We start from the raw sequence: 21,982 nt of genomic DNA, 5'->3' as shown, positions 1-21,982 counted from the left end.
CTGGCCCGAGGCGCGCGCCGCGCCGGCCAGACCGGGGCCGGCAGGATGCCGACTCGGACGCGTCCTACAGGTGCAGAACCCCGTCCACGGCGTGCGCCGTCAACGCCCGCGCCCAGCGGCGCGCCGGCAGGCCGTAGCGCGCCTCGACGATGGCCGCGCGGCCCAGCAGCTCGGCCGGAGTGACGGCCAGGCGCGGCCCCGAGAAGGCCAGCACGATCTGGTTGCCCGCGTCGATCTCGGGCAGCAGTATCACGCGGTCGTCGAAGGCCTTGGACAGGTTGTCGATGTTCTTGCCGAAACTCTCGTGGCGGCCGAACAGGTTGACCGCCAGCACGCCGACCTCGCCCAGCACACGCCGGCAGTCGCGGTAAAACTTGACGCTGTCACGCACCGGCCCCTGGGCCTGGGCGTCGTACAGGTCCACCATCAGCACCGGGCAGCGCCCGGCGTTCAGCGGATCGGCCACCCAGGCGCCGGCGTCGGCATGCTCGACCTGCAGCCGGTTCTGGCCGGGCAGGCGGAAGAACATGTGGCCGGCGGCGGTGACGGCCGGGTTCCATTCCACCGCCAGCAGCGGGCTGCGCGTGTGCTTGGCGCAGAAGCGCGCCAGCGAGCCGGCGCCCAGGCCCAGCATGCCGATGGCATCTTCCTTGGGCGGTTCCAGGAACAGCAGCCAGGCCATCATCTGGCCGGTGTATTCCAGCACCAGCTCGGCCGGGTTCTTGACGCGCATGGCGCCCTGCACCCATTCGGTATTGAAATGGAGGTAGCGCACGCCATCCGATTCGGAAAGCGTGGGCTGGTCGAATTCTGAGGGAGAAGAAGATCTGCGCATGGCCGCGATTGTAGAGGGTGGAGCCCCCCCGAAGCGCTGCGCGCCTCCCCCAGGGGCATGCCTACGGACCGGAGAGATGGCCCACCCCCGAGGCGCTTGCGCGCCTCCCCCTCAAGGGGGCACGCCTGCGGACCGGCGGAGCCGGATCCGCGGCGTCCCGATGAGGGGCACCCGTTTTCATAGGGGCCCTCCGCTTGTCGGACGCGTTCCTTTCCCGCCTGGTGGGCCGCGTCCGTTCAACGGTTGGTGCGCAGTGGGGGGCTCAGATGCGTTCGAAGATCGCGGCGATGCCCTGGCCGCCGCCGATGCACATGGTCACCAGCGCGTAGCGGCCGCCCACGCGTTGCAGTTCGTGCAGCGCCTTGACGGTGATGATGGCGCCGGTGGCGCCGATAGGGTGGCCCAGGCCGATGCCGCTGCCGTTGGGGTTGACCTTGGCCGGGTCCAGCTTCAGCTCGCGCGACACGGCGCAGGCCTGAGCCGCGAAGGCCTCGTTGGCCTCGATCACGTCCAGCTGGTCCACCGTCAGGCCGGCGCGCTTGAGCGCGGCCTGCGTGGCCGGCACGGGGCCGATGCCCATGATGTTGGGATCGACGCCGGCATGGGCGTAGGCCACCAGCCGGGCCAGCGGCTTGACGCCGCGCTTGGCGGCGACCGAGGCGTTCATCAGGATGACCGCGCCGGCGCCGTCGTTCAGGCCCGAGGCGTTGCCGGCCGTGACGGTGCCGTTTTCCTTCTGGAACACCGGCTTCAGGCCGGCCAGACTGTCGGCCGTGACGTCGCGGCGCACGTGTTCGTCGGTGTCGAAGACGATGTCGCCCTTGCGCGACTTCAGCGTCACCGGCACGATCTGGTCGCGGAAATGGCCGGCCTCGATCGCGGCGGCCGCGCGGCGGTGCGATTCGGCGGCCAGTGCATCCTGGTCCTGGCGGCTGATGCCGAACTTGGCCGCCACGTTCTCGGCGGTGACGCCCATGTGCATGCGGCCGAAGGGATCGGACAGCGCGCCGGTCATCATGTCCAGCATGACGCTGTCGCCCATGCGCGCGCCCCAGCGCTGCGCCGGCGCGATGTACGGCGCGCGGCTCATGCTCTCGGCGCCGGCGCCCACCGCGATCTCGGCGTCGCCCAGCATGATGGTCTGCGCCGCCGAGACGATGGCCTGCAGGCCCGAGCCGCACAGGCGGTTGACGTTGAAGGCCGGGGTTTCCTTGGCGATGCCGGCGTTGATGGCGGCCACGCGCGACAGATACATGTCGCGCGGCTCGGTATTGATGACGTGGCCCACGGCCACATGGCCGACTTCGTCGCCCTTGACCGCCGCGCGCTCCAGCGCGGCCTTGATGACGGTGGCGCCCAGGTCGCAGGGCGGCACGTCCTTGAGCGCGCCGCCGAAATCGCCGATGGCGGTGCGGACGGCGGACGCGACGATGACTTCATTCATGGTGATTCCTCCTGGTTGTTCCGGCCATCATACCCGCGCGGCCGGCTCGCTTGCCGACGCGCCGGCGGCCGATATCCGTTCCAGATCAAGGGACGGAAAGAATGCCGGCCGGCCCGCGCCAGGCGGGCCGGGACAGCCCCACACGCTAGCGGCCGGCCGCCTTGGCGGAAAGGCCGTTGGCCACGCCCATGTCGGTCTTGGGCACGTCGCGGATCAGCACCCGCACGTCTTCGCCGGAAATGCCGATGGCGCCGCACACCGCCTGGTTCAGCGCCGCGATCAGCGCCGCCTTCTTGGCCTCGTCGCGGCCCTCGATCAGCGCCACGTCCACCTGCGCCATGCGCTTGCCGATCTCGCCGGCCACGATCACGTGCCCGGCGGGCACCTCATGCAGCACGATACGCACGCTGGACAGCGGCGCGGCGATGCTCTGGACGACGGCCTCGGAGGCCGCGCGCAGCAGCCCGGATTTTTCGGCGGCCGCGTGGCCTTGCAGGATCTGAATGTTCAGGATGGGCATGACGAAGTTCCACAGCGGACGGGATGAATGAGAAGGTGGTCGCCGCGCGTCGCTGGGTTGCGCGGCGACAGCCATCATAGCCATGGCGCGCCCGCATGCAAAAGGCCCTGGCCCATCATGGATGGAGCCAGGGCCTTGCCCGGACTGACCGTCGCGCCGGCTCGCGCAGCGTGGAAGGCTGGCCGGATGGCGCGCCGGAGGGGCGTCAGGCAGCCTCGTCGCGCCGCTCCGGGCCGGCCTGGACCTCTGCGCCGCCCTCCGGCTGCGGCAGGTCCGGCGCGGCCTCGGCGCCTTCCGCCGGCGCCGTCTCGGACAGGGCCGGCGTCACCAGCTCCACCACCTTCTTGCGCGACAGCATGCCGATGAACTCGTCGTCCTCGCCGGTCACGGCCACCGGCTGGTCGCTGTGCACCAGCTGCGCCAGCACCTCGCCCAGGCCCGCGGTCGCGGGCACCGACGCCAGTTCCTCGACGTAGCGCGACACGTCGCGCGCGCCCTCCTGGCCCGCGCGCAACGCCGCCTCGGCGGTCAGCACGCCGGCCAGGCGCTTGCCGTCCAGCACCGGCGCGTATTCATAGTTCATGGCGCGCATCCGTTCCAGCGCGTGCGCCGGACGCGAACGCATGGTCAAGGTCAGCCGGGCCGGGTTGACCGCGTGCGTGGCGTTGAGCACCTTGGTGCGGTTCACGTCCTGCAGGAAGGACTGCACATAGTCGTTGGCCGGGTTCAGCAGGATGTCTTCCGGCGTGCCCTCCTGCACCAGCTCGCCGTCCTTGAGGATGGCGATGCGATTGCCCAGGCGCAGCGCCTCGTCCAGGTCATGCGTGATGAACACGATGGTCTTGTTCAGCTTGGCCTGCAATTGCAGCAGCTGGTCCTGCATCTCGCGGCGGATCAACGGATCCAGCGCGGAAAAGGCCTCGTCCATCAGCAGGATCTCGGCGTCGGTGGCCAGCGCGCGCGCCAGGCCCACGCGCTGCTGCATGCCGCCGGACAGCTGGTGCGGATACTGCTGTTCGAAACCCGACAGGCCAACCTGTTCCAGCCAGTCGCGCGCCCGGCGCTCGCGCTCGGCGCGGCCCACGCCCTGCACCGCCAGGCCATAGGCGGCGTTCTCCAGCACCGTGCGGTGCGGGAACAGGCCGAAGCGCTGGAACACCATGCTCATCTTCTTCTGACGGAAGGTCTCCAGGTCGCGCTTGTTCAGGCTGACCACGTCCACGCCGTCGACCAGGATCTGGCCGGCGCTGGGCTCGATCAGGCGGTTGAAGTGGCGGATCAGCGTGGATTTACCCGAGCCGGACAGGCCCATGATGACGTAGATGCTGCCTTCGTCGATGGACAGGCTGATGTCGCGCAGGCCCAGCGTGTGGCCGCTCTTGGCCAGCAGCTCCTCCTTGCTCATGCCGCCCTGGGCGGCCTGCAGCCATTTAGCGGGATGCGGCCCGAATACCTTGTAGATGCTCTTGACTTCGATCTTGCTCATCGCTGGCCTCCCTTGCGCATGCGCTGTCCATAGGATTGGGTGATGCGGTCGAACAGCACGGCCAGCACCACGATGCCCAGACCGGCCAGCAGGCCACGGCCGACTTCCAGGCGGTTGATGCCGAGCAGCACCTCATAGCCCAGCCCGCGCGCGCCGATCATCGACGCGATGACCACCATCGACAGGGCCATCATCGTGGTCTGGTTGATGCCGGCCATGATGTTGGGCAAGGCCAGCGGCAATTGCACGCCGAAGAGCTGCTGGCGCGGATTGGCGCCGAAGGCGCGCGAGGCTTCCAGCACCTCGCGGTCGACCAGGCGGATGCCCAGGTCGGTCAGGCGGATCAGCGGCGGCACGGCGTAGATGACGGTGGCGATGATGGCGGGGATCTTGCCCAGGCCGAACAGCATCACCACGGGAATCAGGTAGACGAAGCTGGGCATGGTCTGCATCACGTCCAGCACCGGCAGCATGACCGAGCGCAGCCAGTTCACGCGCGCCATCAGCACGCCCAGCGGAATGCCGATCAGCACCGACAGGCCGGCGGCCATGATCATCAGCGCCAGCGTCTGCATGCCGGCGTCCCACATGCCCAGCACGCCGATCACGCACAGCAGCGCGCCCATGGCCAGGCTCAGCCCGATGAGGCGGCTGACCAACCAGGCAAGGACCACCGTCGCCGCCACCACCGCCCACCAGGGCGAATTGCGCAGCAGTTGCTCCAGCCACACCAGCGCGTGCAGCACGGGTTGCGCCAGGCTTTCCAGCGTATCGGCGTAATTGGTCACCAGGTGATCGACAAAACCGTCGATCGCCGCCCGCACCTGTCGGGCGGGAATGATTTCAGGAAACATGTTCTAGGCTCCGTTTCGGCGCTTGCGCCTCGGGCGCGGCCTGGCGGACCAGACCGCGCCGCAGGCGGCGATGCGCGTACAGCTTGGCGCGGGACAGGCCCGCGCCCTGCCCGCGTTGCGGGCCGGGATCTGCCGGCGGGGCCTTTTCCCCTTGGGGACGTCCCAAGGGGAAAAAGTCCGACCGGGCTGGCCGTCCGGCCGGGGCAGCGCCCGGGAACGGCATTGAGGGGACAACACAAAGCGCGGCGGCGCCGCCATGGACGCCGCCGCGATCGCGGGATGGCTAGAGCGCGCTCTGCACGCGTCCGGCGACGTCGGCGGGGACCCACTTGGCCCAGACGTCGCGATGGTTCTTCAGGAACCACTTGGCCACGGCGGCGGATTCGTCGCCGGATTCTTCCATGTGGGCCAGGGTTTCATTCATGACCGGCAGCGGCACCGACACCTTCGACAGGAACTCGGTCAGCGTGGGCGCCTGCTCCGCGAACTTGGCGTTCACGGCGGTGAAGACGGGATTGTCGGGATAGGCGCTGGGCTCGGGCTTGGCGCACTTGGGCGACGTCAGGCACTTGTGCTTTTCCGCGTCGTAAGGCGGCATGTCGAGCTTGACCAGGTCCATCGCGCCGACCAGCGGCGTGGGCGACCAGTAGTAGAAGACCACGTTCTGCTTGCGCTTGTAGGCCGACATCAGGGCCGCCTTCTGCGCCGCGCCCGTGCCGGGCGAGTACAGAGTGTAGGAATCATCCAGCTTGAGCGCGTGGAACAGGTTGGTGCTGGTCACTTCGCAGCCCCAGCCCGCCGGGCAGCCGTAGAAGCGGCCCTTGCCGGGCTCTTCGGGATCCTTGAACTGGTCCTTGAACTTGGGCAGGTCGGCCGCCGACTTCAGCTCGGGCAGGCGCTCGGCCGTGTAACGCGGGATATACCAGGCTTCGCCGCCCATGTAGAGCTCGCCCACGCGCTTGACCTTGCCGGTCTTTTCGGCGCGCTCCCAGGGATCGGCCACGCTGTTCAGCCAGATCTCGGTGTTGATGTCGAGGTCGCCGCGCTCCAGCGCGGCCAGGGCGGGCAGGGTTTCGGTGGGCAGGGTCTCGGTCTTGCAACCGTAGCCCTTTTCCATGATGAATCGTTCGACATCGACCAGGACCAGATTGGATTCCCAGTTCATGGCGCCGAAATTGACAGGACGCTTGAGTTCGCACTGCGGCGCATCGGCGGCTTGGGCCGTGCCGGCGAAGGCGCACAAGACGGCCACGGCGGCCAGGGTCTTGACGGGGGTGAAACGCATTGGCTTTTGCCTCCATAGGTTCAGGGACACGCGCCGGGCTTGCGGCCTGACGATGCCGTGTAGCTAAGGGGGTTGTGCGGAAGACGGGCAGAACCGCCAATACAAACCGACACTAGCGGCAAGACGGTCCGCAGGGGCGCGGCGTCTTGCAAGACAGGGGGCTCGAACAAGGATTCGAGAACCCGCAGAAAGAGAACAAACTGAATGAAGAAGCCAGCATCTTAAACGAAATAGACGCTTGACCCAAGCCTGATTCGGAAAAATGCCGAAACATTTCCGAGAAAAATACTCCGGGATAACCCGGAATTCTCAGAAGAAAATTGCCGCGTTGCCCAGGGAAATCGGTGTTCCATTTTTTAGAAATATTTAGTTAATATTTTTCTTGCATGCGTACAAAACTGCCCCCGATCCGGCCGCTGCGCCGCGTCTTCGGATCGTATTTTCCGCAGGCCAAATTGGGAATTTTGGGTAAAATAGCCCCAGATATTCCCGTGCAATCAAGGAGCACACCATGTCCGCCCCCGCCCGGCTCGCCGCCCCCCTGGACCAACTGCCCGTGGCGCCCGCCTCGTCCGTCAAGAAGGACGGCTGGCGCGGCATGATGCGCGCCCTCTCGGCCGAAGGCAGGCTGCTGATCACCAACCACAACCAGCCCGAGGCTGTGATCCTGTCCACCGCCGAATACGCCCGCCTGCTGGAGGCCGCCCGGGCCGCCAACCAGGCCATGCCCGACCCGCTGGCCGAATTGCGCCGCCGCTTCGACGAACGGCTGGCGGCGCTGGACGATGAACAGGCCGGCGACCGCCTGCGCGACCTGATGCGCTCGCCCGGCCGGCTGGACGGCAAGGTCAAGGCGGGATCCACCTACTGATGGCGGGGCCCGGCGACGTCCAGGCTGAAGCAGCCCGAGCTGACGCGGCGCGGCCTGACGCGGCCCGCCCCGTGCTCTTCGTCCTGGCGGGCGTGAACGGCGCGGGCAAGAGCTCCATCGGCGGCCATCTGCTCACCCAGGCGGGCCTGGCCTGGTTCAATCCCGACACCTGCGCGCGCGAGCTGGTCCGGGAACACGGCTATGGACAGGAAGACGCGAACATCGCGGCCTGGAACGAAGGCGTGCGGCGCCTGGACCTGGCCGTGCGGACGCGCAAGACCTACGCCTTCGAAACCACGCTGGGCGGCGACACCATCACGCAGAAGCTGATGGCCGCGTCGGCTTCGCATGACGTGCTGGTCTGGTTCTGCGGCCTGCGCGATGCCGCGCAGCATATCCAGCGGGTGCGCCTGCGCGTGGCGCGCGGCGGACACGACATCCCCGAGGACCGCATCCGCCAGCGCTGCCGCACCTCGCTGCTCAACCTCATCATCCTGATGCCGCGCCTGGCGCAGCTGCGCGCCTACGACAACAGCGTCGACGTGGCCGTGGGCACGGCGGTGCCGGAGCCGCGCCTGGTGCTGGGAATGGACCAGGGCCGGCTGACGTTCCCGATCACGCCCGACGACATCCGCGCCACGCCCGACTGGGCCAAGGCGCTGGTCGCGGCCGCCGGATAAGTCCCCCCTGACGCTGCGCGACCCGATGAATCGGAAAACACGCACCAACTTCCTGTAAGGCCACGCGTGATACATTTGCCCGCTTGGCGCCAGACACGCAACGGTCGGCAACCGCGCCCTCATGTCCCGCGACCGTTGCTCTCCGTATACCTTCATGTCCCCTACGCACACCTCCCGCGGCCTGCCCGGCTGGCTCATCCTCATGGGCGCGCTGACGGCGATCGGCCCCTTCGCCATCGACATGTACCTGCCGGCGTTCCCGACGATCGCGGCCAATCTGGGCGTGCCGCGCGGCGACGTGGAGCGCACGCTGGCGTCCTACCTGATCGGGCTGGCGCTGGCGCAGGTGTTCTACGGCCCGATGGCAGACCGCTACGGCCGCAAGCCGCCGCTGCTGGTGGGCCTGGCGCTGTTCATGCTGGGTTCGCTGGGTTGCGCGCTGGCCGGCTCGGCGCAGGCCCTGACCGGCTGGCGCGTGCTGCAGGCCATGGGCGGGGCGGCCGGCATCGTGATCCCGCGCGCCGTCATCCGCGACCACTACGAAACCCAGGAAGCGGCGCGCGCCATGTCGCTGCTGATGCTGATCATGGGACTGGCGCCGATCCTGGCTCCGCTGGCCGGCGGGCAGTTGCTGACGATCGCCAGCTGGCGCAGCCTGTTCTGGGTGATGGTGGCCGGCGGCGCCATGCTGATGACCGCCGTGATCCTGATCATGAAGGAATCGCTGGCGCCCGAGCGCGTAGTGCCGCTGCGCTGGCAGACCATCCTGCACAATTACCGCGCCCTGTTCGCCCATCGCGGCTTCATGGCGCACAGCCTGGCCGGCGGCTTTGGCCAGGCCGGCATGTTCGCGTACATCATCGGTTCGCCGCGCGTGTTCATCGAACTCTACGGCGTGCCGCCGCAGTATTTCGGCCTGCTGTTCGGCGCCAACGCGCTGTCGCTGATCGTGTGCTCGCAGATCAGCGCGCGCCTGCTGCGTACCCATCCGCCGCGCCTGTTGCAGCGCCGCGCGCTGACCGCGCTGGCCTGCGCCAGCCTGGCCGCCGTGGCGCTGACCGTGGCCGGCTGGATGAGCCTGCCGCTGCTGATGCTCTGCCTGATCGGCTACATGGGCAGCCAGGGCTTCGTGAATCCCAACTCGGCGGCGCTGGCGCTGGCCGAGCAAGGAAAGCGCCTGGGCGCCGCCTCGGCCTTGCTGGGGACGGTTCAACTGTCCTGCGGCGCGCTGGCCGGATTCGCCGTCAGCGCCTGGCAGACCGGCAGCGCCCTGCCCCTGACGACCACGCTGGCGACCTGCGCCTGCCTGTCCTGGATCTCTGGCCGCGTGGCGCAATCGCACACTCGATAGCGCTTTCGCTTGATTTACTTGGCTTTTTCGTATTAGAATCGCAGTCTTCACATGAAGTTTCCCGTGCAGGACTACTATGCTTTGTAGTTCGGCACTCTGACCCCCAACCGCGCATAGCGGGTTTTTCTTGGCTCAGAGTCCTTTGAAAAGGCCTTTGGCTCATGAAAACTCCGGCGGATCCGGCAGGTCTGGCGAAATCCCTGGCACCAGCGTCCCTGGCGCCAGCCTGGACGAGCCGGCATGCAGAATCAGCCAGCGGGCGGCAGGCAGCGGGTATAAGCACTGGGCGGATACGCTTGGGCGCCGTTGAAAAGCGGCACTGAACGCGTAGCCCCCTCATCCACTAAGACTGGGTGGCCGGCATGAACGGCGCAAGGCTGGAACATCCAGCAGATGCGCAGGTTCCACAGCCCGGCGGCTGACACCCTGTCCACCTCCCGGCGATGCGCGCAAGAACGACACAAAGAGGTGCATCCATGGCACGCGTATGCCAAGTGACCGGCAAAGGCCCGATGGTGGGCAACAATGTTTCGCACGCGAACAACAAGACCAAGCGTCGCTTCCTGCCCAACCTGCAATCGCGCCGGTTCTGGGTTGAAAGCGAAAACCGCTGGGTCCGCCTGCGTGTTTCGGCCAAGGCCATCCGCACGATCGACAAGAACGGCATCGACGCCGTGCTGGCCGACATGCGTGCCCGCGGCGAACTGGCCTAATCGGCCTCCCGCCAATCTGACATACTAGGAGCACGACATGGCCAAAGGTATCCGCGAAAAGATCAAGCTCGAGTCGACCGCCGGCACGGGTCATTTCTACACGACCACCAAGAACAAGCGCAACATGCCCGAGAAGATGCTGATCAAGAAGTTTGATCCCGTCGCTCGCAAGCACGTTGACTACAAGGAAACCAAGCTGAAGTAATTCAGCCGGATTTCCCGAAAATAGCCCCGCCCGCGCGGGGCTATTTTTTTGCCGTGAATTTTTGCCGTGAATGATGGCGCATCGCGCCCGGCGCGCGCCCGCGCAGGCCACGGGACGGCATTTGCTTTGCCTGGACGCCGGCCCCATGTTTCAATTGGGCCGCCAGCGACGGGCGACAGGCGCCCGCCGTCCGCTTGAATCCCACACGATCCCGATTCCCGCCATGCTACGTCCCTGCCTTTCCCTGCTGCGCCGCGCGCTCGCGCCCACGCTCCTGGCCCTGGCGCTGACCCCGGCCGCCCAGGCCAAGGACAAGGAACCGCCGATCCGCATCGGCGAGATCAACAGCTACAAGGCCATCCCCGCCTTCCTGGGACCGTACAAGAAAGGCTGGCAGCTGGCGCTGGAGCAGGTCAACGCCGAAGGCGGCGTGCTCGGCCGCAAGCTGGAGGTGATCTCGCGCGACGACAACGGCAACCCCGGCGACTCGGTGCGCGCCGCGCAGGAGCTGCTGGCGCGCGAAAAGGTCGAGCTGCTGTTCGGCGGCTTCCTGTCCAACACCGGGCTGGCGCTGACCGACTTCGCCAAGCAGCAGCAGGTGTTCTTCCTGGCCGCCGAGCCGTTGACGGACAAGATCACCTGGCAGGAAGGCAACCGCTACACCTACCGGCTGCGTCCGTCCACCTGGATGCACGTGGCCGCGCTGGCGCCCAAGGCGCTGGCCCTGCGCAAGAAGCGCTGGGCCATCGTCTACCCCAACTATGAATACGGCCAATCGGCGGTGGCGACCTTCAAGGCCATGATGAAGTCGTTCCAGTCGGACGTGGAGTTCGTCGCCGAGCAGGCCGTGCCGCTGGGCAAGGTCGACGCCGGCGCCGTGGTCCAGGCCCTGGCCGACGCCAAGCCTGACGCCATCTTCAACGTGCTGTTCGCCGCCGACCTGACGCGCTTCGTGCGCGAAGGTAACACGCGCGGCCTGTTCGAGAACATGCCGGTGGTGTCGGTGCTGTCCGGCGAGCCCGAATACCTGGAACCGCTGGGCGCCGACGCGCCCACGGGATGGATCGTCACCGGCTACCCCTGGTATGCCATCGACACGCCCGCGAACAAGAACTTCGTCGAGGCCTACCGCAAGCGCTACAACGAGACGCCCAAGGTCGGCTCGGTGGTGGGCTACGCCTCGCTAATGTCCATCGCCCAGGGCCTGAAGGCCGCCGGCGCGGTCGACACCGAGAAACTCGTCGACGCCTTCGCCGGGCTGAAGGTCGATACGCCCTACGGCCAGATCCAGTACCGCAAGATCGACCATCAATCCACCATGGGCGTGTACGTGGGCGTGACCGCGGTCGAGGACGGCAAGGGCATCATGAAGGACTTCGCCTACATGGACGGCGCCCGCCTGCAGCCGCCGGACGAGCAAGTGCGCAAGATGCGTCCGGCCCAGTGATGAGCGGTTCCGGGCTGCTGTTGCAGCTGCTCAACGGCCTGGCGGACGCCAGCGCGCTGTTCCTGGTGGCCGCGGGCCTGTCGCTGATCTTCGGCGTCACGCGCGTGGTCAACTTCGCGCACGGCTCGTTCTACATGCTGGGCATCTACCTGGCCTGGACCTTCACCGGCTATTTTGGCGGCGGCGCCGGCTATTGGGCCGGCCTGCTGCTGGCGGCGCTGGCCACCGGCCTCATCGGCGCGACGGCCGAGCGCCTGGTGCTCAGCCGCCTCTACGGCGCGCCCGAGCTGTTCCAGCTGCTGGCCACCTTCGCGCTGCTGCTCATCATCGGCGACGCCACGCTGGCCCTGTGGGGCCCGGAAGACCTGTTCTCCGCCCGCGCCCCCGGCCTCGCGGGCGCGGTCGAGATCCTGGGCCGACGCTACCCGCAATACGACCTGCTGCTCATCGCCGCCGGCCCGAGCGTGCTGGGCCTGCTGTGGCTGCTGCTGATGCGCACGCGCTGGGGCCGGCTGCTGCGCGCCGCCTCGGAGAACCGCAGCATGCTGGCCGCGCTGGGCGTGAACCAGGCCTGGCTATTCACGTCGGCCTTCACGCTGGGCGCCTTCCTGGCGGGCCTGGGCGGCGCGCTGGCCGCGCCGCGCACGCCGGCCACGCTGGGGCTGGACCTGGAAGTCATCGCCAGCGCCTTCGTGGTGGTGGTGGTGGGCGGCCTGGGTTCGATCCCCGGCGCCTTCCTGGCCGCGCTGCTGATCAGCCTGGCCAAGTCCCTGTTCGTGTTCCTGGGCCAGGTGCAGATCGGCCCCTGGGTCTTCAATCTGTCCAAGCTGACGCTGCTGGCCGAATTCGCGGTCATGGCCGTGGTGCTGGTGGCGCGGCCCTGGGGCCTGATGGGCAAGCCGCCCGCGCCGGCCGGCCACGCGACCAAGCCGGAACGCCCGATAGCCCCCGCCGGCAAGCGCCTGCGGCTGGCATATGGCGCGCTGCTGGCGCTGTTGATCGCGGCGCCGCTGTTGGGCCAGCAATGGCCGTACCTGGCCATCCTGCTGACCGAGATCCTGATTGCCGCGCTGTTCGCGGCCAGCCTGCATTTCCTGACCGGGCTGGCCGGCATGACCAGTTTCGGCCACGCCGCCTGGTTCGGCCTGGGCGCCTACGGCGCGGCGCTGCTGCTCAAGCTCGGCGCGCTGCCGATGGAGGCCGCGCTGCTGCTGGGGCCGCTGGCCGCGGCGCTGGGCGCGCTGGTGTTCGGCTGGTTCTGCGTGCGCCTGTCCGGCGTCTACCTGGCCATGCTGACGCTGGCCGTGGCGCAGATCCTGTGGGCCACCGCCTTCCAGTGGGACGACGTCACCGGCGGCAGCAACGGACTCACCGGCCTGTGGCCCGCCGCCTGGCTGAGCAGCGGTCCCGGCTACTACTACCTGACGCTGGCGCTGTGCGCGCTGGGCGTCTGGTGGCTGCGACGGCTCGCGTTCGCGCCGCTGGGCTACGCGCTGCGCGGCGTGCGCGACTCGGCCCTGCGCGCCGAAGCGCTGGGCATGGACACGCGCCGCGTGCAATGGGCGGGCTTCGTGGCCGCCTCGCTGGCCGCCGGCATGGCCGGTTCGCTGTACGCCTTTTCCAAGGGCAGCATCGCGCCCGACGCGATGGCCGTCGGCCGCTCGGTCGACGGGCTGGTCATGGTGCTGCTCGGCGGGCTGCAATCGCTGGCCGGTCCGCTGGCCGGCGCGGCGGCCTATACCTGGCTGCAGGACGCGGCCGCGCGCAGCACCGAATACTGGCACGCGCTGCTGGGGCTGGCCATCCTGGCCCTGGTCATGGCGTTTCCCGACGGGCTCGCCGGCGCGGCGGCGCGCTGGACCCGCCGGCTGTCGCTTCGGAGCGCCGCGAAATGAGCGCCCCCGCCCTGCTCCTGGTCCGCGACCTGCGCAAGTCCTTCGGCGGCATCGACGCGCTGGCCGGCGTGTCGTTCACGCTCCAGGCCGGACAGATGCTGGCCCTGATCGGACCTAACGGCGCCGGCAAATCCACCTGCTTCAACGCGCTGGGCGGGCAGGTCCGGCCCGACACGGGTTCGGTGCGCCTGGACGGCCGCGAACTGGTCGGCCTGTCCGCCGCGCGTATCTGCCGCCTCGGCGTGGGCCGCACGTTCCAGACCGCCGCCGTGTTCCGCTCCATGACCGTAATGGAGAACGTGCAGACCGCGCTGCTGTCGCGCGACCGCCTGGTCTTCCATCCCTGGCGCCGGGCTGGCCGCCACGCGGTGGACGAAGCGATGGCGCTGCTGGAACAGACACAGATGGCCGGCAAGGCCGGGCAGGCCTGCGGCGAGCTGGCCTATGGCGACGTCAAGCGCGTGGAGCTGGCCATGGCGCTGGCGCACCGCCCGCGCCTCTTGCTGATGGACGAACCCACGGCGGGCATGGCCACCAATGAACGCCACGCGCTGATGCAGCTGACGCGGCAATTGGCCGACACGCGCGGCATCGCGGTGCTGTTCACCGAGCACAGCCTGGACGTGGTCTTCAAGCACGCCGACCGCATCGCCGTGCTGGTGCGCGGCAGTCTGCTGGCGGAAGGCGAACCGGCCGCGATCGCCGCCGATCCGCGAGTCCAGGCGGCCTATCTGGGCACGGAAGCGCCCGCCGCGTGATCGACCCGGCACAGCCCTCGGTCGGGGCCCGGCTGGGCGGGCAGCGCTCTTGCTGAGCCCTGTTCCTCAGCCCTGTTCCAGCCTCACTCTCCAACGCCCTTTTGCGGCTCCCGCTTCCGCCCGCCCCCATCCTGCACGCGCGTCCTCTTCAGCCGCCCGCTTGCGGGCTGTCCGGCTGACACTCCCAGAAGATCCGGGCCTGACAGCCCGCGCACACCGCGCGGTCCAACCTGGCGTAGATCGCGTGCAGCGCTGTCGCCTTGTCGGGAAAGATGTGGTCTTCGCCCAGCCGTTGCAGGAATCCGGTGCGCCGCCACATCGCCATGACCTCGGGACGGGGCCGGTGGAAATACAGATCGCCGCCCATCGCGCGCCGCGCGGCCAGCTCATCTTCCCAGACCTCGGCGCCGGCCAGGTCAATGAAGTTCATGCTCTTGGCCATGACCAGCAGATGACGCGGCGCGTCCGGCGCGGCGCGCAGTTCGTGCAGCCGCTGCGCCACGTGCGCGGCCGCGCCGAAATACACCGAGCCCTCCATGCGCAGCAGCTTGAGCTGCGGGCATTCGGGCAGGGCCTCGGGCTGCGGCGGCTGCGCCATCACGACGAAGCGGCGGTCCAGCCCGCGCCCATCGAAGCCCATGATGCGCATGGCGGGCCGCGACGTGCGGTGCAGATAGGCCATCAGCGACAGCACCGTGCCCAGCAGGATCGCCACTTCCATCCGTATCGTCACGGTGGCCGCCAGGGTCGCCGCCGCGATCGCCGCCTCGCCGCGCTGCGTGGCCAGCAGGCGTCGCCAGCGGGGCGCATCCAGCAGCGTCCAGGCTACCAGCAGCAGCAGGCCCGCGATGGCGGCATGCGGAATCAACGCCAGCAGCGGCGCCGACAGAGCCACCAGCGCCACCAGCAGCAAGGCCGAGAACACCGCCGCCAGCGGCGTCCTGGCGCCGGCCTCGAAGTTGGGCACGGAGCGGTTCAGCGAACCGCAGGACAGGTAGCACGAGAAGAAGCCGCCGACGATGTTGGACAGGCCCTGCCCCATGAATTCGCGGTTCGCGTCGATGCGCTGGCCCGAGCGCGCCGCCACGGCCTTGGCGATGGAGATGGACTGCGCCAGCGCCACGATGGTCAGCGCGAAGGCCAGGCTGAGCAGGTCGGGCAGCGCGCGCCAGTCCACGCTGGGCACGTGGAACGGCGGCCAGGGCTGGGCGATGGCGCCCAGCACCGGCACGCCGGCGCCGCCCCACGCATTCCAGGCCGCCGCCGCCATCGTGCCGGCGGCCAGGCCGGCCAGCATATAGGGCTTGCGCTTGTCCAGCCGGCGCACCAGCAGCGCCGCGCCCAGCGTCGCCAGCGTCACGATGATGGAACCGGCCTGCGCCTGGCCGGCATGCGAGGCCAGATTGAGCAGCAACGAGCCCGCGCCATGCGAATCCGGGGCGGGCAGGCCCAGCGCATCCTTCAGCGCATGCACGGCGATCAGCACCGCCGCGCCGCTGGTGAAGCCGAACAGCGCCGACGGCGAAATGAAATGCGCCAGCGAACCCAACCGCAGCGCGCCCACCAGCCACTGCATCAGGCCGACCAGCACGGTCACGGCCAGCGCCAGCTGGATATAGGCGGGACTGCCGGCCGCGGCCAGCGGCGCCAGCACGGCGAACAGCGCCAGCGAATTGGCGTTGGTCGGCCCCGACATCACATGGCGGCTGGACCCGGCCAGGGCCGCCACCGCACAGGGAATGATGGCCGAGTACAGGCCGTACTCCGGCGGCAGGCCCGCCAGCGTGGCGAAAGCCACGCCCTGCGGCAGCACCAGCAGCGCCCCCAGCAGCCCGGCCGCCAGATCGGCGCGCAGCGTGGCCGGACCGACATCCGCCACCCAATCGCCAAACAGCCGGCCAAGCCAGGCCCGCCCTTGAAACGCCATGCTTCCCCCGGTCTTTCTTGTCTTGCGGCCTGCCGACAGGCGCCGGCGGCCCGCGCCCCAAAGGCGCTAGCGCAGGAACCTGCGCTCCAGTTCTCGCATGGCAGCATCGCCCTGCAGCGCCATGATATCGCCTACGGTCGGCAACATCGCATTCACTTCGTGAACGCCGCCGTCGCGCCGGATGCGGGCGAACACGTCGCGCATGGCGCCCACGGCCGCGCGGATGGCATGGTTGCCATAGATCACCAGCCCGACCTTGCCCAGCGCCTGGATATCGCGCTCGCGCAGCTGCGGATAGGCGGTGGGCACCAGCACCAGCGGCGCGCGGCCCTGCCAGGCGGCGACGAAAGCCAGTACCTCGTCTGGCGCGGTCTGCTTGGAATGAATCAGGATGGCGTCGGCGCCCGCTTCTTCATACGCCGCCGCGCGCGCCAGCGCCTCGGCCTGCCCCAGCCCGGCGATCAGCGCCTCGCAGCGGGCGATGACACAGAAGTCCGGATCGCGCCGCGCGGCCAGCGCGGCCTCGATCTTGCCCTGGAATTCAGGCACACGCGCCAGTTCCTGGCGGCCGCCGGCGCGCAGGCTGGTGTCCTTGGGGAAGGTCTTGTCTTCCATCACCACCGCCGACACGCCCGCGGCCTCGTACTGCGGCAGCAGGTAGGCGACGTTGATGGCGTTGCCGAAACCCGTGTCGATATCCGCGATCACCGGCGCCGGCGAGGCGGCGGCCATGGCCCGCATCATGTCCAGGTGCTGCACCGGCGACAGGATGCTCGCGTCCGGCACCGCATGGCTGGCCGACAGTTCGAAACCGCTGCCCCAGACCGCGTCGAAGCCGGCCTCGGCGGCCAACAGGGCCGACAGCGGGTTGTGCGCCGACATGGCATGAGCCAGCACGGGGTCGGTCAGCAGACGACGGAAACGGGCGTTGCGGCTGGGAACGGGATCGGTCATGGCGCGGATAGCCTCCGTGATCCGGCGCGGTGCGCGCCGGCTGTCCCGCATCGTAGCGCCTGGCGACTGGCGGCGCAGCGGCTCAGGCGGCGCCGCCGCCTCGGCGCGCGCGCATGGCCCGGCCGATATCGGCCAGCACATCATCGGCGATGAGCCGCGCCGCCAGCGGCAGCAGCTCGTCTTCCTCGCGGCGGATATGGCCGGCATAGGCCTCGGCGAATTCCCGCGCCTGCGCGGGCGTCAGGCTGGCGGGCATGCCCGCCGCGATCTCGGCCAGCGCGCCGCGCAGCGGCTCCCACAGCGCGGCCAGCCGGCGGTGGTCGGCCTTCAGTCCCTGCACCAACGCGTGCAGGCAGACCGCGTCGGAACCGGCCATGGCCTCGATCAGCGCCGGGAACAGGTCATCTTCCTCGTCCTCGTGGTGATGGACTGCAGCCGTCTCGAAATAGCGCAGCAGGCTGGCCGCCGCGCTCTGCGCGCTGGCGTCGCTGCCATGCTCGGGCAGATGCCCGGCCAGCCGGCTGAGCGTGGCGCACTGACGGGCGATGCGGCCATGACAGGCCGACAGCAGGGCCAGGGGCTGGTCGGGTCCGGGCGCGGGCGCCGGCCCGCCGGGAAAACTCACGGCCATGGCGATCTCACAATCATGCGGGCCTCCTTTGCTCAGCCCGTGGTTTCACGCCACCACAGGCGGATCGAATCCCAGGCGCGGCCGGCGAATCCGGCCTGTTCGACGGGTTCCAGCGCCAGCACCGGAAACTGCCGCGCCGGCTTGCCGTCCACCATGACGCGCAACTCGCCGACTTCGGCCTGCGCCGCGATCGGCGCGACCAGCGGCTCGCGCGGCGCCCACACCGGTTCGACCTTGGCGCCGGCCGGCACGGTCACATACAGATCGCGCGCGAAGCCGGCCTTCAGGCTGTCGGCCTGGCCTTTCCAGACTTCGGGCATGGCCACGGGCTGGCCCTTGGCGTAGAGCTTGACGGTATTGAACCCCTGGAAGCCCCATTCCAGCAACTCGCGGCTTTCCTTGGTGCGCTGTTTTTCCGATTCCACGCCCACCACCACCGTGATCAGGCGACGCTGGTCGGCGCCATTGGGCCGGCGCGCGGTGGCCACCAGGCAGTAGCCGGCGGCATCGGTATGGCCGGTCTTCAGGCCGTCCACGCTCGGATCCAGCCACAGCAGGCGATTGCGGTTGGACTGGGTGATGTTGTTGTAGGTGAACTGCTTGGCCGAATCGTAGGTCCGGTACAGCTCGGGGTAATCGCGGATGAAGCGCGTGGCCAGCACCGACAGATCGCTGACGGTGGAGTACGTGGCCGGATCGGACAGGCCGTGCGGACTGGCGAAATGCGTGCCGTGCAGCCCCAGCGCCACGGCGGTCTGATTCATGCGCTCGACGAAGGCCTCCACGCTGCCGGACACGGCTTCGGCCAGCGCCACGGCGGCGTCATTGCCCGACTGCACCATCAGCCCGCGCAACAGATTGTCCACCGTGACCAGCGAGCCGGGCTCCAGGAACATCTTCGAGCTGCCCGCCGGCACCTTCCAGGCCCGCGTGGACACGCGCACCTTCTGCTCCGGTTTCAGCGTACCGTCCTGCAGCGCGCCGAACACGATATAGGCCGTCATGATCTTGGTCAGCGAAGCCGGCTCGATGCGCGCGGTGGCGGCGTGCGAGGCGATCACCTGGCCGCTGGTTTCGTCCAGCAGCAGCCACGCCTTGGCCGACAGCTCCGGCGCCGGCAACGCCTGCGCCCATGCGCCGGACGCGAAGGCCGAGGCGGCCAGCATGGCGACCGCAAACTTTTGCACGACCCGGCCGCCTCGCTGGAAAAGGCTTGAAAGACGCCCCCGCCGGGCCCGCGGGTTCACGTCCCGATCATGCCGCGGGGGAACATACTTATTCATCGACAACATAGACAGCTCTGCTTCCTTGCATGCTTGCGTGAGTGCCGGCGCAACGCGCGGCGCAGGCATTTGAACATGCTCGCGGCGCTTGGTTCAGCGCGCCGCATCCCGTCATTCACGCTGCTTGCGACGCCGGGCAAATGTCACGACATCTTGCAAGACCCCTTGTTTTAAGAGGTTTGCTGCGTGGAAAACAACAAAGATTGATCGAAACCCCTTCGGAAAGCCGCATAAACAGCGACTCTTCCGCTATCATCGGGCGCGTGGCGTTCGTTGCCGATACCCGGCTCGCGCTGCTCTAGTCCTCAACATACGGATTTTGACCATGGCCACGAAAGCTAAAGCTCCTGCCAAGAAAGTCACCAAGCCCGCCGCCAAGGCGCCCGCGAAGAAGGCTACCGCCGCCAAGCCCGCTGTGAAGCCCGCAGCGAAGAAGGTCGTCGCCGCCAAGAAGGTCGCTGCCGCCCCCAAGGCCATCAAGGCCGCCCTGAACAAGACCCAGCTCATCGCCTATCTGGTCGAGCAATCGGGCGTTGAAGCCAAGTCGGTCAAGGCCGTCCTGGCCAGCCTGGAAACCTCGGTGCTGGGCTCGGTGGACAAGAAGGGCGCCGGCGAATTCACGCTGCCCGGCCTGTTCAAGGTCTCCGTGCAGAAGGTTCCCGCCAAGGCCAAGCGCTTCGGCAAGGATCCGTTCACCGGTGAAGAGCGCTGGTTCCCCGCCAAGCCGGCTTCGGTGAAGGTGAAGGTTCGCCCGCTCAAGAAGCTGAAGGACGCCGCGCAGTAATTTCCGCGCAGTATCCGGTCAAGCCGGGAAAGGCCCGCCTCGCAAGAGGCGGGCCTTTCTCTTTTGCGCGACGGCCTTTGCATGAAGCCCGCCGGCTTGTTAGAATTTATCTTCATATAAAGATACTTTACTTGAAGACAAGTCGGGCGCATCATTCATCGCCCGCCGAACCACGGCCCAGCCCGGCGCGAACCGCCGCGCCGACCGGCCGCAAGGAGCCTCGCCAACCATGCCGCAAACCGATTTCGTCGATCTCGTGCTGTCCCAATGGACCGCCGAATGCCCCGGCCAGGACTTCTCGTCCATGGCGGTGATCACCCGTCTGTTCCGGCTCAATGCCTTCGCCACGCGCAACGTCAACTGCGGCTTCCGCCAGCATCAGCTGAACCAGGGCGAGTTCGACGTGCTGGCCACGCTGTACCGCTGCGGCCCGCCGTATGCGATGAATCCGCAGAAGCTGGTGGCGGCCCTGTTGCTGACCTCGGGCGCCATGACCAACCGGCTCGACCGTCTGGAACAGGCCGGCCTGCTGGCCCGCAACCCCAACCCCGAAGACCGGCGCGGCACCATCGTGTCGCTCACGGCCGACGGCCTGCGCACGATCCGGGCCGTGCTCAAGGACTACCTGAAGAACCTCGAACAGCTGCTCGAGCCGCTGGGCGCGGCGGAACGCCGCCAGCTCGCCGGCCTGCTGAAGAAACTGCTGATCAACCACGACCTGGAAGCGCCCGGCGGCGTGGACGCCTGAGCGCCGCCGCCCGCGACCGATCCGATTTTTCCCCTGCCGCACTCCGCCATGACCTCCCCTGCTTCGCACACGCCGCCGCTGACCGCCCCGATGATCCTGCTGATGTCCCTGGCCACCGGCCTGGCCGTCGCCAGCAACTACTACGCCCAGCCGCTGCTGCACACCATCGGCGAGCAGTTCTCGCTGTCCAACGCCGCCGCTGGCGGCATCGTCACGACCGCCCAGCTGAGCTATGCCGCCGGGCTGATGCTGCTGGTGCCCCTGGGCGATATGTACGAACGGCGCGGCCTGATCGTGCTGATGACGCTGCTGTCCTCGGCCAGCCTGCTGGTTTCCGCCTTCGCGCCCAACATCACGGTGCTGATGCTGGGCACGGCGCTGACCGGCATGCTGTCGGTGGTCGCCCAGATCCTGGTGCCCTTCGCCGCCACGCTGGCCCTGCCTCATGAGCGCGGCAAGGCGGTGGGCACGGTCATGAGCGGCCTGCTGCTGGGCATCCTGCTGGCGCGGACCTTCGCCGGCGTGCTGGCCGACCTGGGCAGCTGGCGCACCGTCTATTGGGTGGCGTCCCTGCTGATGCTGGCCATGTCCGCCGTGCTGTGGCGCGTGCTGCCGCGCCACCAGAGCCAGGCGGGACTGAGCTATCCGCGCCTGCTGGGCTCTATCCTGCGCATGTTCGTCGATGAGCCGCTGTTCCGGGCCCGCTCGATCCTGGGCGCCTTGCTGTTCGCCGCATTCAGCATGCTGTGGACGCCGCTGACCTTCCTGCTGTCCAGCCCGCCCTATTCCTACAACACCACCACGATCGGCCTGTTCGGCCTGGCCGGCGCGGCCGGCGCCTTCGCCGCCAACCGCTTCGGCCGGCTGGCGGACCGCGGACTGGCCAACCTCGCGACCCGCGTCGGGCTGCTCCTCCTGCTGGGTTCCTGGGGCCTGATGGCCTTCGGCCAGGCATCGGTGCTGGCGCTGCTGGCCGGCATCCTGTTGCAGGACCTGGCCATCCAGGGCGTGCATGTCACCAATACCAGCTGCATCTATCCGCTGCGGCCGGAAGCCCGCAGCCGCCTGACGGCCGGCTACATGACCAGCTATTTCATTGGCGGCGCGTCCGGCTCGCTGGTATCGTCCTGGCTCTATTCGCATTTCGGCTGGACCGGCGTGGTGGCCGCCGGGGCGGCGCTGGGCGTGATCACGCTGGCCTACGGGACCCTGTCCCCCAGCGCGCGCGTGCCGGAAACCGCCCTGTCCCCTATCCGCGCCTAGCACCTCCTATAATCAGGGGTTTTGACCGCCACCGAACCGGGCCGCGCC

The 21,982-nt window shown here is 68.6% G+C and carries 21 protein-coding genes; 11 read left to right on the top strand and 10 right to left on the bottom strand.

Annotated features, from left to right (window positions below):
* Positions 1 to 64: 64 nt before the first annotated feature.
* The 6 genes from C2U31_RS16065 to C2U31_RS16040 all read right to left on the bottom strand — a co-directional run bounded on the left by C2U31_RS16065 (position 65) and on the right by C2U31_RS16040 (position 6,424).
* The gene (locus tag C2U31_RS16065) at positions 65 to 835 is read right to left on the bottom strand and encodes a spermidine synthase (RefSeq protein WP_103273671.1); all 771 of its coding nucleotides are present in this window, start codon (positions 833 to 835) and stop codon (positions 65 to 67) included.
* Positions 836 to 1,097: 262 nt separating this feature from the next.
* A complete protein-coding gene (gene bktB / locus C2U31_RS16060) occupies positions 1,098 to 2,279 on the bottom strand; it encodes a beta-ketothiolase BktB (protein WP_103273670.1) in 1,182 nt (393 codons plus the stop codon).
* Positions 2,280 to 2,424: 145 nt separating this feature from the next.
* Positions 2,425 to 2,799 (bottom strand): tautomerase family protein, encoded by a 375-nt coding sequence (locus C2U31_RS16055; protein WP_103273669.1) that lies wholly within the window; start codon positions 2,797 to 2,799, stop codon positions 2,425 to 2,427.
* A gap of 205 nt (positions 2,800 to 3,004) precedes the next feature.
* Positions 3,005 to 4,285: a glycine betaine/L-proline ABC transporter ATP-binding protein gene (locus C2U31_RS16050; RefSeq protein ID WP_103273668.1), complete on the bottom strand. Its 1,281-nt coding sequence runs from the start codon at positions 4,283 to 4,285 to the stop codon at positions 3,005 to 3,007.
* Positions 4,282 to 5,139, bottom strand: a complete 858-nt coding sequence (locus C2U31_RS16045; RefSeq protein WP_103273667.1) for a proline/glycine betaine ABC transporter permease — start codon at positions 5,137 to 5,139, stop codon at positions 4,282 to 4,284. The genes C2U31_RS16050 and C2U31_RS16045 overlap by 4 nt, the downstream gene beginning before the upstream one ends.
* Positions 5,140 to 5,422: 283 nt before the next feature.
* Entirely contained in the window at positions 5,423 to 6,424 is a 1,002-nt protein-coding gene (locus tag C2U31_RS16040) for an ABC transporter substrate-binding protein (protein WP_103273666.1), read from the bottom strand.
* 511 nt (positions 6,425 to 6,935) lie between these two features.
* Here C2U31_RS16040 and C2U31_RS16035 point away from each other — a divergent pair.
* From C2U31_RS16035 to C2U31_RS16000, 8 genes are all read left to right on the top strand, one after another.
* A complete protein-coding gene (locus tag C2U31_RS16035; protein WP_103273665.1) occupies positions 6,936 to 7,295 on the top strand; it encodes a type II toxin-antitoxin system prevent-host-death family antitoxin in 360 nt (119 codons plus the stop codon).
* Between the two features lie 71 nt (positions 7,296 to 7,366).
* Complete coding sequence (locus tag C2U31_RS16030; RefSeq protein WP_233772398.1) at positions 7,367 to 7,975, top strand: hypothetical protein; 609 nt, start codon at positions 7,367 to 7,369, stop codon at positions 7,973 to 7,975.
* A 202-nt stretch (positions 7,976 to 8,177) separates the two neighbouring features.
* Positions 8,178 to 9,326: a Bcr/CflA family multidrug efflux MFS transporter gene (locus C2U31_RS16025; protein ID WP_103273663.1), complete on the top strand. Its 1,149-nt coding sequence runs from the start codon at positions 8,178 to 8,180 to the stop codon at positions 9,324 to 9,326.
* A 476-nt stretch (positions 9,327 to 9,802) separates the two neighbouring features.
* Positions 9,803 to 10,039 (top strand): 50S ribosomal protein L28, encoded by a 237-nt coding sequence (gene rpmB, locus C2U31_RS16020; protein ID WP_006390601.1) that lies wholly within the window; start codon positions 9,803 to 9,805, stop codon positions 10,037 to 10,039.
* Positions 10,040 to 10,076: 37 nt separating this feature from the next.
* Positions 10,077 to 10,244, top strand: a complete 168-nt coding sequence (gene rpmG, locus C2U31_RS16015; RefSeq protein WP_003810296.1) for a 50S ribosomal protein L33 — start codon at positions 10,077 to 10,079, stop codon at positions 10,242 to 10,244.
* A 223-nt stretch (positions 10,245 to 10,467) separates the two neighbouring features.
* A complete protein-coding gene (locus C2U31_RS16010) occupies positions 10,468 to 11,691 on the top strand; it encodes an ABC transporter substrate-binding protein (RefSeq protein WP_103273662.1) in 1,224 nt (407 codons plus the stop codon).
* Positions 11,691 to 13,586 carry an ABC transporter permease gene (locus C2U31_RS16005; RefSeq protein WP_103273661.1) on the top strand — a complete coding sequence of 632 codons (1,896 nt, stop codon included), beginning with the start codon at positions 11,691 to 11,693 and terminating at the stop codon, positions 13,584 to 13,586. The genes C2U31_RS16010 and C2U31_RS16005 overlap by 1 nt, the downstream gene beginning before the upstream one ends.
* Positions 13,583 to 14,344 (top strand): ABC transporter ATP-binding protein, encoded by a 762-nt coding sequence (locus tag C2U31_RS16000; RefSeq protein WP_103273660.1) that lies wholly within the window; start codon positions 13,583 to 13,585, stop codon positions 14,342 to 14,344. The genes C2U31_RS16005 and C2U31_RS16000 overlap by 4 nt, the downstream gene beginning before the upstream one ends.
* A 148-nt stretch (positions 14,345 to 14,492) precedes the next feature.
* On the opposite strand, the gene C2U31_RS15995 is transcribed toward C2U31_RS16000, so the two are convergent.
* From C2U31_RS15995 to C2U31_RS15980, 4 genes are all read right to left on the bottom strand, one after another.
* Positions 14,493 to 16,271, bottom strand: a complete 1,779-nt coding sequence (locus tag C2U31_RS15995; RefSeq protein ID WP_103273659.1) for a SulP family inorganic anion transporter — start codon at positions 16,269 to 16,271, stop codon at positions 14,493 to 14,495.
* A gap of 66 nt (positions 16,272 to 16,337) precedes the next feature.
* Complete coding sequence (locus C2U31_RS15990) at positions 16,338 to 17,225, bottom strand: phosphonopyruvate hydrolase (protein WP_103273658.1); 888 nt, start codon at positions 17,223 to 17,225, stop codon at positions 16,338 to 16,340.
* Between the two features lie 82 nt (positions 17,226 to 17,307).
* Positions 17,308 to 17,856, bottom strand: coding sequence for a hemerythrin domain-containing protein (locus tag C2U31_RS15985; RefSeq protein ID WP_103273657.1), 549 nt, complete (start codon positions 17,854 to 17,856; stop codon positions 17,308 to 17,310).
* 32 nt (positions 17,857 to 17,888) lie between these two features.
* Positions 17,889 to 19,022, bottom strand: coding sequence for a D-alanyl-D-alanine carboxypeptidase family protein (locus C2U31_RS15980; protein ID WP_103273656.1), 1,134 nt, complete (start codon positions 19,020 to 19,022; stop codon positions 17,889 to 17,891).
* A 442-nt stretch (positions 19,023 to 19,464) separates the two neighbouring features.
* On the opposite strand from C2U31_RS15980, the gene C2U31_RS15975 reads away from it, so the two are divergent.
* The 3 genes from C2U31_RS15975 (at position 19,465) to C2U31_RS15965 (ending at position 21,934) form a co-directional block, all read left to right on the top strand.
* Complete coding sequence (locus C2U31_RS15975) at positions 19,465 to 19,923, top strand: HU family DNA-binding protein (RefSeq protein ID WP_103273655.1); 459 nt, start codon at positions 19,465 to 19,467, stop codon at positions 19,921 to 19,923.
* A 229-nt stretch (positions 19,924 to 20,152) separates the two neighbouring features.
* Positions 20,153 to 20,671: a MarR family winged helix-turn-helix transcriptional regulator gene (locus C2U31_RS15970; protein WP_233772397.1), complete on the top strand. Its 519-nt coding sequence runs from the start codon at positions 20,153 to 20,155 to the stop codon at positions 20,669 to 20,671.
* A gap of 48 nt (positions 20,672 to 20,719) precedes the next feature.
* Positions 20,720 to 21,934 carry an MFS transporter gene (locus C2U31_RS15965; protein WP_103273654.1) on the top strand — a complete coding sequence of 405 codons (1,215 nt, stop codon included), beginning with the start codon at positions 20,720 to 20,722 and terminating at the stop codon, positions 21,932 to 21,934.
* The last annotated feature ends 48 nt before the right edge of the window (positions 21,935 to 21,982 follow it).

Source organism: Achromobacter sp. AONIH1 (assembly GCF_002902905.1).
Lineage (GTDB): Bacteria > Pseudomonadota > Gammaproteobacteria > Burkholderiales > Burkholderiaceae_B > Achromobacter.
Note: the sequence above shows the minus strand (reverse complement) of the source record. Positions and strands in the feature narration are given on the sequence as shown.

Excerpts from the sequence above, each read along its gene's own strand:
- C2U31_RS16055 (WP_103273669.1), bottom strand. The coding sequence starts at position 2,799 with ATGCCCATCCTGAACATTCAGATCCTGCAAGGCCACGCGGCCGCCGAA.
- C2U31_RS16065 (WP_103273671.1), bottom strand. The coding sequence starts at position 835 with ATGCGCAGATCTTCTTCTCCCTCAGAATTCGACCAGCCCACGCTTTCC.
- bktB (WP_103273670.1), bottom strand. The coding sequence starts at position 2,279 with ATGAATGAAGTCATCGTCGCGTCCGCCGTCCGCACCGCCATCGGCGAT.
- C2U31_RS16025 (WP_103273663.1), top strand. The coding sequence starts at position 8,178 with ATGGGCGCGCTGACGGCGATCGGCCCCTTCGCCATCGACATGTACCTG.
- C2U31_RS15995 (WP_103273659.1), bottom strand. The coding sequence starts at position 16,271 with ATGGCGTTTCAAGGGCGGGCCTGGCTTGGCCGGCTGTTTGGCGATTGG.
- C2U31_RS16050 (WP_103273668.1), bottom strand. The coding sequence starts at position 4,285 with ATGAGCAAGATCGAAGTCAAGAGCATCTACAAGGTATTCGGGCCGCAT.
- C2U31_RS16045 (WP_103273667.1), bottom strand. The coding sequence starts at position 5,139 with ATGTTTCCTGAAATCATTCCCGCCCGACAGGTGCGGGCGGCGATCGAC.
- C2U31_RS15985 (WP_103273657.1), bottom strand. The coding sequence starts at position 17,856 with ATGGCCGTGAGTTTTCCCGGCGGGCCGGCGCCCGCGCCCGGACCCGAC.
- C2U31_RS16005 (WP_103273661.1), top strand. The coding sequence starts at position 11,691 with ATGAGCGGTTCCGGGCTGCTGTTGCAGCTGCTCAACGGCCTGGCGGAC.
- C2U31_RS15965 (WP_103273654.1), top strand. The coding sequence starts at position 20,720 with ATGACCTCCCCTGCTTCGCACACGCCGCCGCTGACCGCCCCGATGATC.
- C2U31_RS15975 (WP_103273655.1), top strand. The coding sequence starts at position 19,465 with ATGGCCACGAAAGCTAAAGCTCCTGCCAAGAAAGTCACCAAGCCCGCC.
- C2U31_RS16010 (WP_103273662.1), top strand. The coding sequence starts at position 10,468 with ATGCTACGTCCCTGCCTTTCCCTGCTGCGCCGCGCGCTCGCGCCCACG.
- rpmG (WP_003810296.1), top strand. The coding sequence starts at position 10,077 with ATGGCCAAAGGTATCCGCGAAAAGATCAAGCTCGAGTCGACCGCCGGC.
- C2U31_RS15990 (WP_103273658.1), bottom strand. The coding sequence starts at position 17,225 with ATGACCGATCCCGTTCCCAGCCGCAACGCCCGTTTCCGTCGTCTGCTG.
- C2U31_RS15980 (WP_103273656.1), bottom strand. The coding sequence starts at position 19,022 with ATGCTGGCCGCCTCGGCCTTCGCGTCCGGCGCATGGGCGCAGGCGTTG.
- C2U31_RS16035 (WP_103273665.1), top strand. The coding sequence starts at position 6,936 with ATGTCCGCCCCCGCCCGGCTCGCCGCCCCCCTGGACCAACTGCCCGTG.
- C2U31_RS16040 (WP_103273666.1), bottom strand. The coding sequence starts at position 6,424 with ATGCGTTTCACCCCCGTCAAGACCCTGGCCGCCGTGGCCGTCTTGTGC.
- C2U31_RS15970 (WP_233772397.1), top strand. The coding sequence starts at position 20,153 with ATGCCGCAAACCGATTTCGTCGATCTCGTGCTGTCCCAATGGACCGCC.
- rpmB (WP_006390601.1), top strand. The coding sequence starts at position 9,803 with ATGGCACGCGTATGCCAAGTGACCGGCAAAGGCCCGATGGTGGGCAAC.
- C2U31_RS16000 (WP_103273660.1), top strand. The coding sequence starts at position 13,583 with ATGAGCGCCCCCGCCCTGCTCCTGGTCCGCGACCTGCGCAAGTCCTTC.